We start from the raw sequence: 15409 nt of genomic DNA, 5'->3' as shown, positions 1-15409 counted from the left end.
GACATCGTCAGCGGAGGCGGCCTGCCGGCCGACTTCCGCGTGCTCAACTGATATCACTGCGAGTCGCGCAGCTGGGGCTGCGCGGCTCACGGCGGCTCAGTCGAGGTCGTTGGCCTTGCGAATCTCGTCAACGATTCGGTCCATGATCGTGGTCATGCCGAAGTCCTTGGGTGTGAAGACGGCAGCAACACCGGCCGCCTCCATCCTGCGGGCGTGGGACTCGGGAATGATGCCACCCACGATCAGTGGCACGTCCCCGATTCCAGCCTCGCTCATCGCGCGCTGGACGTCCGGCACGAGCTCCATGTGGGATCCCGACAGGATCGACAGGCCCACGCAGTGCACGTCCTCGGCGACCGCCGCAGCGACGATCTGCGCGGGTGTGAGCCGGATGCCCTGATAGACGACCTCAAAGCCGGCATCGCGGGCCCGTACGGCGATCTGCTCGGCACCATTGGAATGGCCGTCCAGCCCGGGCTTGCCCACGAGGAAGCGCAGCCGAGTGCCGAGGTCCTCCCCCGTCTGCCGCACGCGATCACGAACCGCGGTCAGCTCTGCACCGGCTTCGGCGGCACTCGCCACCCCGCTCACGCCGGTCGGCGCGCGGTACTCACCGAAAACGTCTCGCAGTGCGCCGGACCACTCGCCGACCGTTGCGCCAGCGCGCACCGCCTCGAGCGTGGCTTCCATCAGGTTGGTGTCGGACTTGGCCTCACGCTGGAGCCGTTGCAGCGCCTCGTCGACTGCACCCTGATCGCGCTGATCGCGCCAGGCCCGAACCTCGGCAATCGCGTTCGCCTCCGCCTCTGGATCGGCCGTCATGATGGCGGTGTCCAGATCTGCGGTGAGCGGTGATGGCTCGGTCTCGACGTAGGAGTTCACACCGATGACCTTCATCTCACCGGCCTCGATACGGGCGCGTCTCTCCGAGTGGGAGCCGACCAGTGCCTGCTTCATGTAGCCAGACTCGACGGCCGCAACGGCACCGCCCATCGCCTGGACCCGGTCGATCTCGGCACGAGCGCCGTCCATCAGCTCGTTGACCTTCGCCTCGATCACGACCGAGCCCTCGAAGATGTCGTCATACTCCAGCAGGTCGGACTCGAAGGCCAAGACCTGCTGCAGGCGCAACGACCACTGCTGGTCCCACGGGCGTGGCAGGCCGAGCGCCTCGTTCCAGGCTGGCAGCTGGACGGCGCGAGCGCGAGCATCCTTGCTCAACGTGACGCCAAGCATCTCCAGCACGATGCGCTGCACGTTGTTCTCGGGCTGCGCCTCGGTGAGGCCCAGGGAGTTGACCTGCACCCCATAGCGCATGCGACGCATCTTGGGATCCTGGACGCCGTAGCGCTCGCGGGTGATCTCGTCCCACAACCGCCCGAAGGCGCGCATCTTGCACATCTCCTCGACGAACCGGACGCCTGCATTCACGAAGAACGAGATTCGACCAACAACCTTCTCGAACTCCTCGGGCGGAACCTGGCCTGAGTCACGGACCGAGTCCAGCACTGCGATTGCCGTCGTGAGTGCGTAGGCGAGCTCCTGTGTGGGCGTCGCCCCCGCCTCCTGCAGGTGATAGCTGCAGATGTTGAGCGGGTTCCATTTCGGGATCGTCGTGACGGTGTACGCGATCATGTCGGTCGTGAGCCGCAGCGAGGGCGCCGGGCCGAAGACGTACGTACCGCGGGACAGATACTCCTTGATGATGTCGTTCTGCGTCGTGCCGGACAGCAGCGATGCGTCGACGCCCTGCTCCTCGGCCGCGACCTGGTACATCGCGAGCAGCCACATCGCGGTCGCGTTGATCGTCATCGAGGTGTTCATGGTCTCGAGCGGAATGTCCTGGAAAAGCCGCCGCATCGCTCCGAGATGTGGGATCGGGACGCCGACCTTGCCGACCTCTCCCCTGCTGAGCTCGTGGTCGGGGTCGTACCCGGTCTGAGTCGGCAGGTCGAAGGCGACCGACAGACCGGTCTGTCCCTTCGCGAGGTTACGACGGTAGAGCTCGTTCGACTCCGCCGCCGAACTGTGTCCGGCATACGTGCGCATCACCCACGGCTTGTCTGGCATGAGGGTCAGGTTACCTCCCCGTAACCTCTACGGTCACGGCCTAGTCGGGGCGTTCCTGCTCACACTCGTAGACTGCCCGCATGGTCAATCTGACACGCATCTACACCCGTACCGGCGACGACGGCACCACCAACCTGGGTGACATGAGCAAGACGAGCAAGCTGGATCTGCGTCTCGCGGCCTATGCCGACGTCGATGAGGCCAACAGCCACCTCGGCCTCGCGATCGCTCTGGGTGGGCTCGACGAAGACGTCGTCGCAGTCCTGACTCACGTGCAGAACGACCTGTTCGACGTTGGCGCAGATCTGTCCTGCCCTGTCGTGGCCGATCCGGAGTATCCACCATTGCGAGTCGAGCCGGACTACGTCGAGCGGCTCGAGGCGTGGTGCGACCACTACAACGAGCAGCTGCCCAAGCTGAGGTCATTCATCCTGCGCGGCGGCACCCCGAGCGCGGCTGCCGTCCATGTCGCCTGCACCGTGACCCGGCGGGCCGAACGATCGGCCTGGGCCGCCATGGCGAAGCACGGCGACAGCATGAATGTGCTGACGGCGAAGTATCTCAACCGGCTCAGCGACCTGCTGTTCATCCTCGGGCGCTATGCCAATCGCGCGGACGGGGACGTCCTGTGGTTGCCGGGCGGGGAGCGCTGAAGGCGCCGTCAGTCCCAATCAATGCGCTGCGACGCACGGCCGGCCGCCAGCTGGTCGGTCCGGTCGGTCGTCTGGACGACCTTGACGTGGTTGTCGTGGGCGGAGGCCACGGCGGACGTGCCCGATGCGAGCCCCACCAGGGCAAACGCTGACACGGACGCTGCAGCTACGAGACGCTTCAACACAGTGGACCTTCTTGTTCGTGGTAGTCGGACCCAACGCCCGCACACCCCGAGATTGTCTCTCGCGCGGACAGGGCCCGTCAATCGAAATGGCAAACCTGCACCGGGCCTCAGAGCACGTTGTTCACTCGCTGCCCCGGCGGTGACGACTCCAGCCACGACAGCAGCCCGGTGAGCGCATTGGCGCTCATCGCGAACTGGCGGACGCCTGAGGCGTTGTCGGTGCCGACGATGAGGTGCCCAACGTGGATCGCGTGCGCCTCGTGACCGACCGGCTCACGTCGGCCGTCGACACGCACGTCGCCGCGGATGAAGCGATAGGTCGGCCTGGGTGACAGCGAGAAGGTGCGATACCACTCGAGCTCGGTCTCTCGATACACCGCCAGTCCGAGCATCCAGCCCTTGGATTGGGCCTCGGGATGCCGGTTGACGCTCATCTCGAACGTGCCCCCGGACCGTCCCAGGAATCGCCGCCGGACCAGGAGCCCGACCACCAGCAGCACGAGGAAGGCAACGCCGAACACCAGGAAGTCGACCAGCCACACCCACACCGGCATCGCGACCTCCCCCTAGTCCGTCAGGACGCCTTGTCGATCAGGCGGAGCTTGGCCTCGGCCCGCAGCACGGCACCCTGGTCGTCGCCCGCCTGTGCGGATTCGAGCTCAGCACGTGTCGCGCTCGCGTCGACCTCCGAGGCCAGGAAGGCATCCTCACTCAGAATCGACACGTGATTGTGGGCGACTGAGAGAAATCCTTCGGCAACTGCCGCCCGCACCACCTCGCCGTCGAGCGGCTTGATCTCGACGACACCGGGCATGAGCAACGACAGCAGCGGGGCATGTCCCGACAGCACGCCGAGGTCACCTTCGACCGTGCGGGCGATGACTTCACTCGCCTGCCCCGACCACACGACGCGGTCGGCGGCCACGAGCTCGATCTGCAGCGGTTCTGCCATCAGAGGCTCTTCTGGATTTCAGCCCACTTCTTGTCGACGTCCTCGAGACCGCCGCACATGAAGAATGCCTGCTCGGCCACGTGGTCGTAGTCGCCGTCACAGATCTTGGTGAAGCCATCGATCGTCTCGTCGATCGAGACCGTCGAGCCTTCGATTCCGGTGAACTGCTTGGCCACGTAGGTGTTCTGCGACAGGAAGCGCTGGATGCGACGGGCACGTGACACCAGCGTCTTGTCCTCTTCGCTGAGCTCGTCGACACCGAGGATCGCGATGATGTCCTGAAGCTCCTTGTTGCGCTGCAGGATGCTCTTGACCCGGTTGGCCGTGCGGTAGTGGTCTGCGCTGATGTAGCGCGGGTCCAGGATGCGCGACGTCGAGGTCAGCGGGTCCACTGCCGGGTAGATACCCATCGACGCGATCTCGCGGTTGAGCTCGGTCGTGGCATCGAGGTGTGCGAACGTCGTGGCAGGTGCCGGGTCGGTGTAGTCATCGGCCGGCACGTAGATCGCCTGCAGCGACGTGATCGAGTGACCACGCGTCGAGGTGATGCGCTCCTGCAGCACTCCCATCTCGTCGGCCAGCGTCGGCTGGTAGCCCACGGCCGAGGGCATGCGACCCAACAGGGTCGAGACCTCGGAGCCGGCCTGCGTGAACCGGAAGATGTTGTCGATGAACAGCAGCACGTCCTGGTTCTGGACGTCGCGGAAGTATTCGGCCATCGTCAGCGCCGACAGGGCTACGCGAAGACGCGCTCCCGGCGGTTCGTCCATCTGACCGAAGACCAGCGCAGTCTGTCCTAGGACGCCCGCCTCCTCCATCTCGGCGATGAGGTCGTTGCCCTCACGGGTGCGCTCGCCGACTCCGGCGAACACAGACACACCGCCGTGGTCGCGGGCCACGCGGGCGATCATCTCCTGGATGAGGACGGTCTTGCCGACTCCGGCGCCGCCGAACAAGCCGATCTTGCCGCCGAGGACGTAGGGCGTGAGCAAGTCGATGACCTTGATGCCGGTTTGGAACATCTCGGTCTTGGACTCGAGTTGGTCGAACGCGGGCGCCTTGCGGTGAATGCCCCAGCGCTCGTTGACCTCCCACTTCTCGCCTTCCTTGAGGTTCATGACGTCGCCCGTGGTGTTGAACACCTTGCCGAGTGTCTGGTCGCCCACCGGAACCGAGATCGGTCCGCCGGTGTTGGTGACGGTGGCTCCGCGGACGATGCCGTCGGTGGGACGCAGACTGATCGCGCGGACCAGTCCGTCACCGATGTGGAGGGCAACCTCGAGGGTCAGCGTCTCGGTGACGCCGTCCACCTCGGTGTCGACCTTGAGCGCGTTGTACATCTCGGGGATCGCGTCGCTCGGGAACTCGATGTCAAGCACCGGCCCGATCACACGGGCGACCCGACCGGTAGCGAGGTCAGCCGTGTCCACGGCGGAACCCTGGACGTCTTCGGACTTGTTGGCGGTAGGCATATCTCTCACTCACTCCCAGCGGTTGCATCGGCCAGCGCGTTGGCGCCACCGACGATCTCGCTGATTTCCTGGGTAATACCCGCCTGGCGGGCCTGGTTGGCGGTCCGGGTGTACTTCTGGATCAGATCTTCGGCGTTGTCCGTCGCGGACTTCATCGCCTTCTGTCGCGCGGCAAGCTCCGAAGCGGAGGCCTGCAGCAGGCAGTAGTAGATACGGCTGTGGACGTACTTGGGGAGCAGCGCATCGAGCACGTCGTGCGCCGAGGGCTCAAACTCGTAGAGCGGCAGCGCCTCGTCCTGCTCGGGAGCCTCGGCACCCTCCACGACCTCCAGAGGAAGCAGTCGGATGACCTCCGGCTCCTGCGACAGCATCGACTTGAACCGCGTGAAGACCACGTGGAGCTCGTCGACGGCCATGGCCGGATCGGTGTTGTCGTCCGCATCGCGCGGCGCATCCGGGTCGATGTTGAAGACCCGCACCAGCTCATTCCCGATCTCGCGCGCGTTGGCGTACTCGGGCTTGTCCGAGAAGCCGGTCCACGACTGCACGAATGGCCGGCTGCGGAAGTTGTAGTACGCCTCCGACTTGCGACCCGTGAGGTAGAGATCGACGGCCTTGCCCTCGCCGTGAAGCTTCTCCACGAGGCGCTCGGCCTCCTTGAGCACCGACGATGAGTAGGCGCCGGCCAGACCACGATCGCTGGAGATGACCAGCACCGCGGCCTTGGCCGGGTTGTCCTTCTCCTTGGTCAACGGGTGGTCGACGTTCGAGAAGGTGGCAACGGCCGAGACGGCGCGCGTGAGCTCACGGGCGTACGGCGCTGCCGCCGCTGCCCGCTGCTGCGCCTTGATGATGCGCGACGCAGCAATGAGCTCCATGGCGCGCGTGATCTTCTTGGTCGCCTGGGTCGACCTGATCTTCGCGCGTAGCTCGCGTACCGAAGCTGCCATCGTCAGCCCCGCTTCTGCTTGACGATCTGCTCCTGCTCGACATCCTCGTCGGGCAGTGCGTCGAACTCCTCGTGACCAGCCTTGATCGAGCGTCCTTCGCCGGTCTCGAACTGGTCGAGGAAGGAGTCGTAGGCAGCCACGAGCGCCTGCTCGTTGTCGTCCTCGAACTTCCCGGTCTCCCGAATCGCGGAGAGAATCTGCCCGTGGGAACGCTTGAGGTAGTCGAGGAACTCCGACTCAAAACGGCTGATGTCCTCGACCGGGACGGCATCGAGCTTGCCGGTGGTCGCGGCCCAGATCGACACGACCTGATCCTCGACCGGGAACGGCGCGTACTGACCCTGCTTGAACAGCTCCATGATGCGCTGTCCGCGGGCAAGCTGCTGCTTGGACGCAGCATCGAGGTCCGAGGCGAACATCGCGAACGCCTCCATCGCGCGGTACTGCGCGAGCTCGACCTTGAGCGAGCCCGTCACGGCCTTCATCGATTTCTGCATCGCCGCGCCACCAACACGCGACACCGAGATGCCGACGTCGACGGCCGGACGCTGGTTCGCGTTGAAGAGATCGGACTGCAAGAAGATCTGACCGTCCGTGATCGAGATGACGTTGGTCGGGATGTAGGCCGACACGTCGTTGGCCTTGGTCTCGACGATCGGCAGACCCGTCATCGAGCCGGCGCCCAGCTCGTCGCTGAGCTTGGCGCAGCGCTCGAGGAGCCGCGAGTGCAGGTAGAACACGTCGCCGGGGTACGCCTCGCGGCCCGGCGGGCGGCGCAGCAGCAGAGACACAGCGCGGTACGCCTCGGCCTGCTTGGAGAGGTCGTCGAACACGATCAGGACGTGCTTGCCGGCGTACATCCAGTGCTGGCCGATGGCCGATCCGGTGTACGGAGCGAGGTACTTGAAGCCCGCCGAGTCAGAGGCCGGTGCCGCCACGATCGTGGTGTACTCCAGCGCGCCAGCCTCCTCGAGCGCACCGCGGATGCCCGCGATGGTCGAACCCTTCTGGCCGATGGCGACATAGATGCAGCGAACCTGCTTGTCAGGGTCGCCGGACTCCCAAAAGGCCTTCTGGTTGATGATCGTGTCAATGGCGATCGCGGTCTTGCCGGTCTGCCGGTCACCGATGATCAGCTGGCGCTGTCCGCGGCCGATGGGGGTCAGCGAGTCGATCGACTTGAGACCCGTCATCATCGGCTCGTGCACGCTCTTGCGCTGCATGACGTTGGGAGCCTGGAGCTCCAGGGCGCGGCGTTCGGTGGTCTCGATCTCGCCGAGGCCGTCGATCGGCGTGCCGAGCGGGTCCACCACGCGACCGAGGTAGTTGTCGCCGACGGGTACCGAGAGCACCTCGCCAGTACGACGTACGGTCTGGCCCTCTTCGATGCCGGAGAACTCACCAAGGATGACGACACCGATTTCGCGGACGTCGAGGTTGAGCGCGAGGCCCAGCGTGCCGTCCTCGAACTCGAGGAGCTCGTTGGCCATCGCCGAGGGAAGACCCTCGACGCGGGCGATGCCGTCACCGGACTCGGCGACGACGCCCACCTCTTCGGTTGCCGCAGCGCTCGGCTTGTAGTCGGCCACGAACTTCTGCAATGCGTCGCGGATCTCGTCCGGACGGATCGTGAGTTCCGCCATGTGTGTGCCTGCCTTCTTGTTCGGTGAGTGTGTTCTAGCCTGCAAGACGCCGGCGGGCGACTTCAAGGCGAGTGGACATGGTGCCGTCGATGACCTCGTCACCGATGGAGACAGCGATGCCTCCGACGACGGTGGGATCGACGATGATGTTCAGGTGGACGTCGCGTCCGTACTTGTTGGCCAAGGCCTTGGCCAGGCGCGTCTTCTCGACGTCGCCGAGCTCGTGGGCCACACGAACCTCGGCCAGCAGCCGGCTCCGTCGGGCCGCGACCGTGTCGCCGAAGCTGGACAGGACCTTCTCGAAAGAACCGGTGCGTGCTGCGGCGGCCTGCGTCGCCAGAGCCAGAGTGGCTCCGGTGACCTTGCCTTCCAGCAGGGTCGCCAGCAGGCTCCCCTTGGCCTCGGCCGGGACTCCCCGGTCCGAGACGATCTGGCGCAAGTCCGCATCGGACCGAATGAGCCGCTCGACCTCGAACAGCTCGGTCTCGAGCGCGTCGAGGTCTCCGACGGCATCTGCGGCGGCCACCTCAGCGGCGACCCCTGCAGTCTCGAGCGCATCGGTGAGGTCTCGCATCGACGCCCACCGCCCGCCGACAGCTGCGTCGAGCACCGACAGCGTGTCGGCGCCGACCTTGGATCCGAAGACCTGATTGACCAGACCGACCTTGGCTGAGGCCTCAGTCGACGGGTCGGTCAGCACCCGGCGAAGCGCCGGAGCGCCGTCCAGGGTGGAGACGGCGCCGAACAGCTCGGCTCCGAGGTCGCTCGCCGAGCTCGACGCCGCATCGACTGCGGCGAGGACCTCGACCAGGGACTTCGCTGAAATGCCTCGCATCAGTTGGCCGACTCCTCGAGCTCGGCGATGAAGCGCTCGACCGTACGCTGCTGACGAGCGTCGTCATCGAGGGACTCGCCCACGATGCGACCCGCGAGCTGCGTCGCCATCGAACCAACCTCACCCTTGAGCTGCGCGAGGACCTGCGAGCGCTCCGCCTCGATCTGCGAGTGCGCAGTAGCGGTGATGCGTTCGGCCTCGGCCTGCGCCTGGGCACGGAGCTCGACAATGATCTGCGCGCCCTGCTCCTTGGCTTCCTCACGGATCGCGGCGGCTTCGTGACGCGCCCCCGCGAGCTGCTCGGTGTACTTGTCGAGTGCGGCCTTGGCTTCCTTCTGGGCAGCCTGAGCCTCTTCGATGCCGCCCTCGATCGCGGCGGTGCGCTCGGCATATGCCTTCTCGAATGCGGGGATGACGAACTTCCTCAGGAGGAAGAAGATCAGGCCGAAGACGATCAGGCTGATGACGATCTCGGCAGTGTGCGGGATCAGAGGATTGATGTCCTCTTCCGCCGCCGCTGCCTCGAACGCGAGACGTGACGTGATCATGGGCGTGCCTTCTGTCGGGTGATCGGAATCAGGTGTTGCTGGACTTGAGGACGAAAGCCAGCGCGAGACCGATGATGAAGAACTGCTCGGCGAGGACGAAGCCCAGGATGGCGATCTGGCGCAGCTTGCCCTCAGCCTCAGGCTGACGTGCGACGCCGGTGACGAACGCGGCGAAGATCAGGCCGACTCCGATACCGGGACCAATCGCGGCCAGGCCGAGGCCGATCATGTTTGCGGTGCCTCCCACGGCATTTCCTTTCGTTGAGACGCTCGATCGAGCGTCGCTGTTGGGGCGTATGAAGTTGTAGGTCTTGAGGTGGTGCTCAGTGCTCGTCTGCCAGAGCCTCGCCGACATACATCGACGAGAGCAGTGTGAACACGTACGCCTGGAGGAACATGATGAGGATCTCCAGGAAGCTGATCGCGATTGCCAGCAGCGACGAGATGATGCCAGCCGGGAGCGCGAGGGTGTTGTCCGAGTGCAGCAGCAGGTATTCGCCGCCGAGCGAGAACAGGATGAGCAGGAGGTGCCCGGCGAACATCGTCGCGAAGAGACGAAGCGTCAGCGTGATCGGACGGAGAAGAATGTTGGAGAGAAACTCCAGCGGGACCAGCAGCAGCAGGATCGGCCCTGACATCCCGGCTGGGACCGTCTCGTGCTTGAGGTAGCCGACGAAGCCCTTCTTCTTGATTCCGGCGCCGTTGTAGACCAGCCAGCTCAGGATCGCGATCGACAGCGGGTAACCGATGTGCGACATCGTCGGGAACTGGAACAGCGGGATCAAGCCGTAGAAGTTGTTGACCAGCACGAACAAGAAGATGGTGAACAGGTAGGGCACGAAGCGCATGAACTCGGCCGAGCCGATGTTCTCGCGGGCGATACCGTTGCGGACGAATCCGTAGACCATCTCGCCGGCGAACTGCATGCGACCGGGGACGACCGCTGCCGGACGAGCCATGGCGTTGAACAGCACGACGATGATGACGCCTGAAAGCAGGACCAGGAGCATGGGCTTGGTGACCATGGTTCCGGCAATACCCGGAAGATCGAAGTCAGCGGGCCCGGGGCTCGGCGGCCCTGAGGAAGCGGCGATCACCAACGAGGCGAGAGTCACTCGGTCACCTTTGTCTCATGGCGTGGTCGCCCTCAACGCGTCGTTGAAGGCATACGGCCAGCGTCATTGTCGTGCGAATGCCTCCCAGCCGGACCAGCTGTCCGGGGTCGTCTTCGCAGGGCCGAGACTATCAGGGGCGGATCAGCCCTCGTTGTCCAGGTCATACGTGGGGACACGCTGGCTGCGGAAGCCGCGAACCTGGAGCACGGTCCACGCGAATGACGTCGCCACAGCTGCGATGCCGAACCACAGGGAGTCGACGTGCTCGGCCGCATTTCCGACGTCGAACAGCAGCACTAGCACGATCAGGACCGCGAGCGACTTCGTGGCCAGGAAGCCCAGGGCTATCGGCAGCGACAGCATCGGGCCCGCCTTGACCATCGGGGTCAGCACCAGCGGGGTTGCACCGAGGAACAGCACCACGACCGCACCGCCAAGCAGCGCGCCGAGGACCCCGTCGCCGCCCGCAAAGATTCCGCCTGCGATCGCGCAGACCACCACGAGCGCGACGACGGGCAGCAGAACAGGGCGCAGAGTCTTCATGACCAGACCTTCTCTTCGAACTTCGGCAGCAGGAAGACCGCTGCGATGGTGATGACAGCCAGGGCGCCGAATCCGGCGATCGACTGCCACCCACTGAACAGGCTGATGACGACGCTGCCGAACGCGACGAGGCCCGCGAAGGCGTACATCAGCAGGACCGCGCGCCGGTGAGAGTGCCCGATCTCAAGAAGTCGATGGTGGATGTGCATCTTGTCAGGGCTGAACGGCGAGCGCCCTGCCCGCGTGCGGCGCACGACGGCGAGCGCCAGGTCGACGAAGGGCACGAGCAGGATCGTGAATGGCAGGATCAGCGGGAGCAACGCTGGCAGGAAGCTGTTCTCCGCGCCGCCGATGCCCTCGGAGAGACTGCTGGCCGGGAACTGGCCGGTGAGACTGATCGACGAACACGCCAGGACGAAGCCGATCAGCATCGACCCCGAGTCGCCGATGAACATGCGTGCGGGGAAGAAGTTGTGCGGGAGGATTCCGACGCACGCTCCGGCCAGCGCCGCGGTCAGCAGCGCCGCAGCGATGGCGCGGGTCTCGCCGTTCTCGACGGCGAGCACGAAGGCGTAGGCGAAGAACGCGACTGATCCGATCGCGACCATGCCCGCAGCAAGGCCGTCGAGTCCGTCGACGAAGTTGACCGCATTCGCGGTGCCGACGATCAACAGGACCGTGAAGATCATGGCCTGCACCTGGTCGAGTCCGATGTAGTTGCCGTAGAGCGGGAGATAGACGAACTGCACGCCTTGGGCGACCACGATGACGCCGGCCAGGACCTGCCCGGCGAACTTGCTGAGCGCATCGAGCTCGAACAGGTCGTCGACGACGCCGACCAGGCAGATCACGGCTCCACCGAGGATCACGGCGCGAGCGTCCTGGAACACGCCGTCATCCGCCATCGAGAGGAATGGCAGGTTGGTCGCGACGAGATAGGCGGCAATCAGACCGCCCAGCATCGCCGGGCCGCCGAAGTACGGGGTCGGGATGGCGTGGACGTCGCGGTCACGGACTCGTGCAACCGCACCGAAACGGTAGGCCGACATACGTGCGATCGACGCCAGCAGGTAAGTCACGCCCAGCGCGATTCCGAAGACGACCAGGTACTCCCTCATGTGGTCGCCTCGGGCGGTTCGATCGTGTTGTTGAAGGCGTGCAGGTCGTCGATCGAGATCGAGCCGATGCGCAGCACGCGGGGGGTCGAGCCGGTCGCATCAAGAATTGTCGACGGCACGCCGGTGGTGCTGCGCCCGCCGTCGAGGTAGACCGCGACCAGGTCACCGAGCATGTCCTCCGCGTCGTCCACCGACAGCGCGGCGGGGTCTCCCGTAGTGTTGGCGCTGCTCACGGCCAGCGGACCGGTCTGCTTCAGCAGGGCCAGCGCCCGGGGGTCGTCCGGCATCCGGACTGCAACGGTGTTGTGCGTCTCGCCGAGGTCCCAGGTCAACGACGGCTGTTGACGGCAGATGACCGTCAGGGGCCCCGGCCACAGCTCGGTCACGACTGATCGCAGCCACGACGGGATGTCGACGGCGAGAGCGTCGAGGGTCGACGGCGCCCCCACCAGGACGGGCGGTGGCATCTGGCGACCCCGTCCCTTGGCGTCCAGCAGGCTCTGGACCGCCTGCGGATTGAACGCATCCGCAGCGATGCCGTAGACCGTGTCGGTCGGCAGCACGACGAGCTTGCCCTCCTCCAGCACCGCCTGCGCTGCCAGGAGCCCGCGATCGAACTCCTCGTCCACGCTGCAGTCGAATCTCACCGGGCCATCCTAGGCCCGGCGCGGAAGCACATCCCGTCAGTGGGGTCAGAACCAGCTGACCTTGTGGAGCAGGAAGGCGATCGCGAGGAACTGGATCAGGCGTCCGGTGAAGACAGTCGTCAAGAAGACCCACTGAGGTTGCTTGGACGCGCCCGCAAGAATCGTGACGATCGCCAGCGGCGGGATGCCGATCAACGACGACATGAACGCTGTCAGACCGCCCGAGTAAGGCCGGTCGAGCAGGGACAGCAACCAGTCATTGATCCGCTTGATCCAGCGGAAGAACCGGGTCCGGGACAATCGCTGACCGATCCTCCGGAACCATGCCGACACCGCGTTTCGCGGCGGGTGGGGCTCGATCATCCGGATCTTGTTGGTCCCCCGGCGAGCCAGCTGGAAGACGAATGCCTTGCCGATCGTGGTCGCCACGACATGGATCAGGATCAGCAGCGCGAGGAACGGACGGCTGTTGACCGTCGCGCCCATCGCCACGACGTACACCTCGGCGTTGACGAAGACCGGCAGCAACGCTGCCCCGAGTCCGACGGCGATCGCGACGCCGATCAGACTCAGCTCATTGACGCCCATGATGGGTCGACCCTATCGGCGGGGCTTGGTCGCCGTGACGAACCGCGGCCGATCGGCGAGGTCGCGATTGTCGCGCACCGAGGTCCATCGCCGCGCGAACACCGCAGGGGCTGACTCGCCCTGGACGTCCGCATGCTCGGCACCCACGACGCCGCCTGGCTTGAGCAGCCGCCAGGCGGCCTGCTCGACGACCCTCATCGCGTCCAGGCCGTCATCGCCGGACCACAGTGCGAGCGCAGGGTCGTGGTCCCGCGCTTCCGGCGCGACGCTCTCCCAAGCGTCCAAGGGGATGTACGGCGGGTTGGCGACGACGATGTCGACCGTGCCGTCGAGGTCGGTGAAGGCGTCGGCCATGTCGCCCAACCGCAGATCGACACCGCTGTCGGCAAGGTTGCGCTGAGCCCACTCATACGCTGGCTCGTCCAGCTCCACCGCGTGGACGACCGCACCCGGAACCTCGTGCACGACCGACAGGGAGATTGCACCGGCGCCGGCACACAGCTCGACGACGACCGGCGCGGGCTCGTTCTTGGCGTGGGCGATCGCCCACCCGGCCAACACCTCGGTCTCGGGGCGGGGCACGAACACACCGGGTCCCACCTCGACATCGATGAATCGGAAGGCCGCCGAGCCGATCAGGTGCTGGAGCGGGATGCGGGAAGCGCGCGCCGACACGAGCGCCTGAAAGTCCTGCACCTGTCGACCGTTCGGCTTCGCGCTTCCCAGCAGCATCATTCGAGGGACGCCTGTGACGTGGCTCATCAGCACCTCGGCGTCGTGACGCGGCGACGAAACTCCCCCGGCCTCCAGATCCGAAGTGGCCGCCTCGAGCAGTCGTTCAGCCTGACTGCGCACCGTCATCGGATCACGCGCCGGACTCGACGGCGGCAAGCCGTTCGGCCAGCTCCGCATCGACCAGTGAACGGATGACGTCAGCGAGCGCACCGTCCATGACCTGGTCGAGGTTGTATGCCTTGAAGCCGGTCCGGTGGTCGGAGAGCCTGTTCTCCGGGAAGTTGTACGTCCGGATGCGCTCGGAGCGATCGACCGTGCGGATCTGGGACTTGCGGACGTCCGACGCCTCGGCATCGGCGGCGGCCTGTGCTGCCTCGAGCAGCCGGGCCCGCAGGATCCGCATGGCCTGCTCCTTGTTCTGCAGCTGGCTCTTCTCGTTCTGACAGCTCGCCACGATCCCGGTCGGCACGTGTGTGATTCGCACGGCCGAGTCAGTCGTGTTGACGCTCTGCCCGCCCGGACCCGACGACCGATAGACATCGATGCGCAGGTCACTGTCCTGGATGTCGATGTCGATGTCCTCGGCCTCGGCCAGCACCAGGACGCCCGCGGCGGAGGTGTGGATGCGGCCCTGCGACTCCGTGACCGGCACGCGCTGCACCCGGTGAACTCCGCCCTCGAACTTCAGCAGGGCGTGGGGCGCCTCGCCGGGCTCCGGGGTGCCCTTGGCCTTGACCGCCATCGTGACGGACTTGTAACCACCCAGCGCCGACTCGGTCGCGTCGAGCATCTCGGTCTTCCAGCCCCGCTGCTCGGCGTAGCGGGTGTACATCCGCAGCAGGTCACTCGCGAAAAGCGCAGACTCTTCTCCGCCCTCTCCGCCCTTGATCTCGAGGATGACATCCTTGGAGTCGGCCGGATCGCGCGGCACGAGCAGGCGCTGAAGCCGCTCACTCAGCTCGTGCAGGCGCGGCTCGAGCGCCTCGATCTCGGCCACGAACGAGGAGTCCTCGGCAGCGAACTCGCGGGCTGCCTCCAGATCGTCGGTCGCCTGCAGGTAGTCGTGGTAGGTCCTGACGATCGCGGTCAGCTCGGCGTAACGCTGCCCCAGGCGCTTGGCCAGTCCCTGATCGGAGTGCACCGCGGGGTCGGACATGCGGACCTCGAGCTCGGCGTGCTCGGCGACGAGCGTTTCGACGGCTTCGAACACGGGTGCTCCTCGGACTGGGTGCGGACAAGACAACGGCACCGACCCGTACACAAGGTACGGGCCGGTGCCGGAGTGGAGCTACTTGCTCTCGGTCTTCTTGGCGTAGCGCTTCTCGAAGCGGGCGACGCGGCCGCCGGTGTCGAGG

Annotated in this window: 18 protein-coding genes; 1 reads left to right on the top strand and 17 read right to left on the bottom strand. The window is 65.8% G+C overall.

All coding sequences use genetic code 11. The features are described from left to right. Window positions 1-96: 96 nt before the first annotated feature. The gene (locus WB461_RS09705) at window positions 97-2079 is read right to left on the bottom strand and encodes a protein meaA (RefSeq protein WP_423852531.1); all 1983 of its coding nucleotides are present in this window, start codon (window positions 2077-2079) and stop codon (window positions 97-99) included. Between the two features lie 71 nt (window positions 2080-2150). Here WB461_RS09705 and WB461_RS09700 point away from each other — a divergent pair, with 71 nt between their 5' ends. Beyond that, complete coding sequence (locus WB461_RS09700) at window positions 2151-2723, top strand: cob(I)yrinic acid a,c-diamide adenosyltransferase (RefSeq protein WP_423852529.1); 573 nt, start codon at window positions 2151-2153, stop codon at window positions 2721-2723. An 8-nt stretch (window positions 2724-2731) separates the two neighbouring features. Here WB461_RS09700 and WB461_RS09695 read toward each other — a convergent pair whose 3' ends face one another. The 16 genes from WB461_RS09695 to prfA form a co-directional block, all read right to left on the bottom strand. Further along, entirely contained in the window at window positions 2732-2878 is a 147-nt protein-coding gene (locus tag WB461_RS09695; protein WP_423852528.1) for a hypothetical protein, read from the bottom strand. A gap of 137 nt (window positions 2879-3015) precedes the next feature. Further along, window positions 3016-3462 carry a DUF2550 domain-containing protein gene (locus WB461_RS09690; protein WP_423852527.1) on the bottom strand — a complete coding sequence of 149 codons (447 nt, stop codon included), beginning with the start codon at window positions 3460-3462 and terminating at the stop codon, window positions 3016-3018. 20 nt (window positions 3463-3482) lie between these two features. Next, window positions 3483-3860, bottom strand: a complete 378-nt coding sequence (locus WB461_RS09685; protein ID WP_423852526.1) for a F0F1 ATP synthase subunit epsilon — start codon at window positions 3858-3860, stop codon at window positions 3483-3485. Next, window positions 3860-5332, bottom strand: coding sequence for a F0F1 ATP synthase subunit beta (atpD, locus tag WB461_RS09680; protein WP_423852530.1), 1473 nt, complete (start codon window positions 5330-5332; stop codon window positions 3860-3862). Before atpD ends, WB461_RS09685 begins: the two co-directional genes overlap by 1 nt. Window positions 5333-5337: 5 nt before the next feature. Then, window positions 5338-6282, bottom strand: a complete 945-nt coding sequence (locus tag WB461_RS09675) for a F0F1 ATP synthase subunit gamma (protein WP_423852525.1) — start codon at window positions 6280-6282, stop codon at window positions 5338-5340. A 2-nt stretch (window positions 6283-6284) separates the two neighbouring features. Beyond that, on the bottom strand, window positions 6285-7925 hold the full coding sequence (atpA, locus tag WB461_RS09670) for a F0F1 ATP synthase subunit alpha (protein WP_423852524.1): 1641 nt from the start codon (window positions 7923-7925) through the stop codon (window positions 6285-6287). A gap of 34 nt (window positions 7926-7959) precedes the next feature. After that, complete coding sequence (locus WB461_RS09665) at window positions 7960-8760, bottom strand: F0F1 ATP synthase subunit delta (protein WP_423852523.1); 801 nt, start codon at window positions 8758-8760, stop codon at window positions 7960-7962. Continuing rightward, complete coding sequence (locus WB461_RS09660) at window positions 8760-9308, bottom strand: F0F1 ATP synthase subunit B (protein WP_423852522.1); 549 nt, start codon at window positions 9306-9308, stop codon at window positions 8760-8762. The genes WB461_RS09665 and WB461_RS09660 overlap by 1 nt, the downstream gene beginning before the upstream one ends. 28 nt (window positions 9309-9336) lie before the next feature. Then, window positions 9337-9555 carry an ATP synthase F0 subunit C gene (locus WB461_RS09655; protein WP_216822857.1) on the bottom strand — a complete coding sequence of 73 codons (219 nt, stop codon included), beginning with the start codon at window positions 9553-9555 and terminating at the stop codon, window positions 9337-9339. Window positions 9556-9631: 76 nt separating this feature from the next. Further along, window positions 9632-10423, bottom strand: a complete 792-nt coding sequence (gene atpB / locus WB461_RS09650; RefSeq protein WP_423852521.1) for a F0F1 ATP synthase subunit A — start codon at window positions 10421-10423, stop codon at window positions 9632-9634. 141 nt (window positions 10424-10564) lie between these two features. Continuing rightward, window positions 10565-10966: a hypothetical protein gene (locus WB461_RS09645; protein ID WP_423852520.1), complete on the bottom strand. Its 402-nt coding sequence runs from the start codon at window positions 10964-10966 to the stop codon at window positions 10565-10567. After that, window positions 10963-12084, bottom strand: coding sequence for a glycosyltransferase family 4 protein (locus WB461_RS09640; RefSeq protein ID WP_423852519.1), 1122 nt, complete (start codon window positions 12082-12084; stop codon window positions 10963-10965). The genes WB461_RS09645 and WB461_RS09640 overlap by 4 nt, the downstream gene beginning before the upstream one ends. Next, complete coding sequence (locus WB461_RS09635; protein WP_423852518.1) at window positions 12081-12731, bottom strand: L-threonylcarbamoyladenylate synthase; 651 nt, start codon at window positions 12729-12731, stop codon at window positions 12081-12083. The genes WB461_RS09640 and WB461_RS09635 overlap by 4 nt, the downstream gene beginning before the upstream one ends. A gap of 45 nt (window positions 12732-12776) precedes the next feature. Further along, window positions 12777-13319, bottom strand: a complete 543-nt coding sequence (locus WB461_RS09630) for a VTT domain-containing protein (protein WP_423852517.1) — start codon at window positions 13317-13319, stop codon at window positions 12777-12779. A 12-nt stretch (window positions 13320-13331) separates the two neighbouring features. After that, entirely contained in the window at window positions 13332-14180 is an 849-nt protein-coding gene (prmC, locus tag WB461_RS09625; protein WP_423852516.1) for a peptide chain release factor N(5)-glutamine methyltransferase, read from the bottom strand. A 4-nt stretch (window positions 14181-14184) separates the two neighbouring features. Next, window positions 14185-15264 carry a peptide chain release factor 1 gene (gene prfA, locus WB461_RS09620; protein WP_423852515.1) on the bottom strand — a complete coding sequence of 360 codons (1080 nt, stop codon included), beginning with the start codon at window positions 15262-15264 and terminating at the stop codon, window positions 14185-14187. Window positions 15265-15409 lie beyond the last annotated feature (145 nt).

Source organism: Aeromicrobium sp., assembly GCF_049587115.1.
Taxonomy (GTDB): Bacteria; Actinomycetota; Actinomycetes; order Propionibacteriales; family Nocardioidaceae; genus Aeromicrobium.
This window is presented reverse-complemented; position numbering and strand designations above follow the sequence as displayed.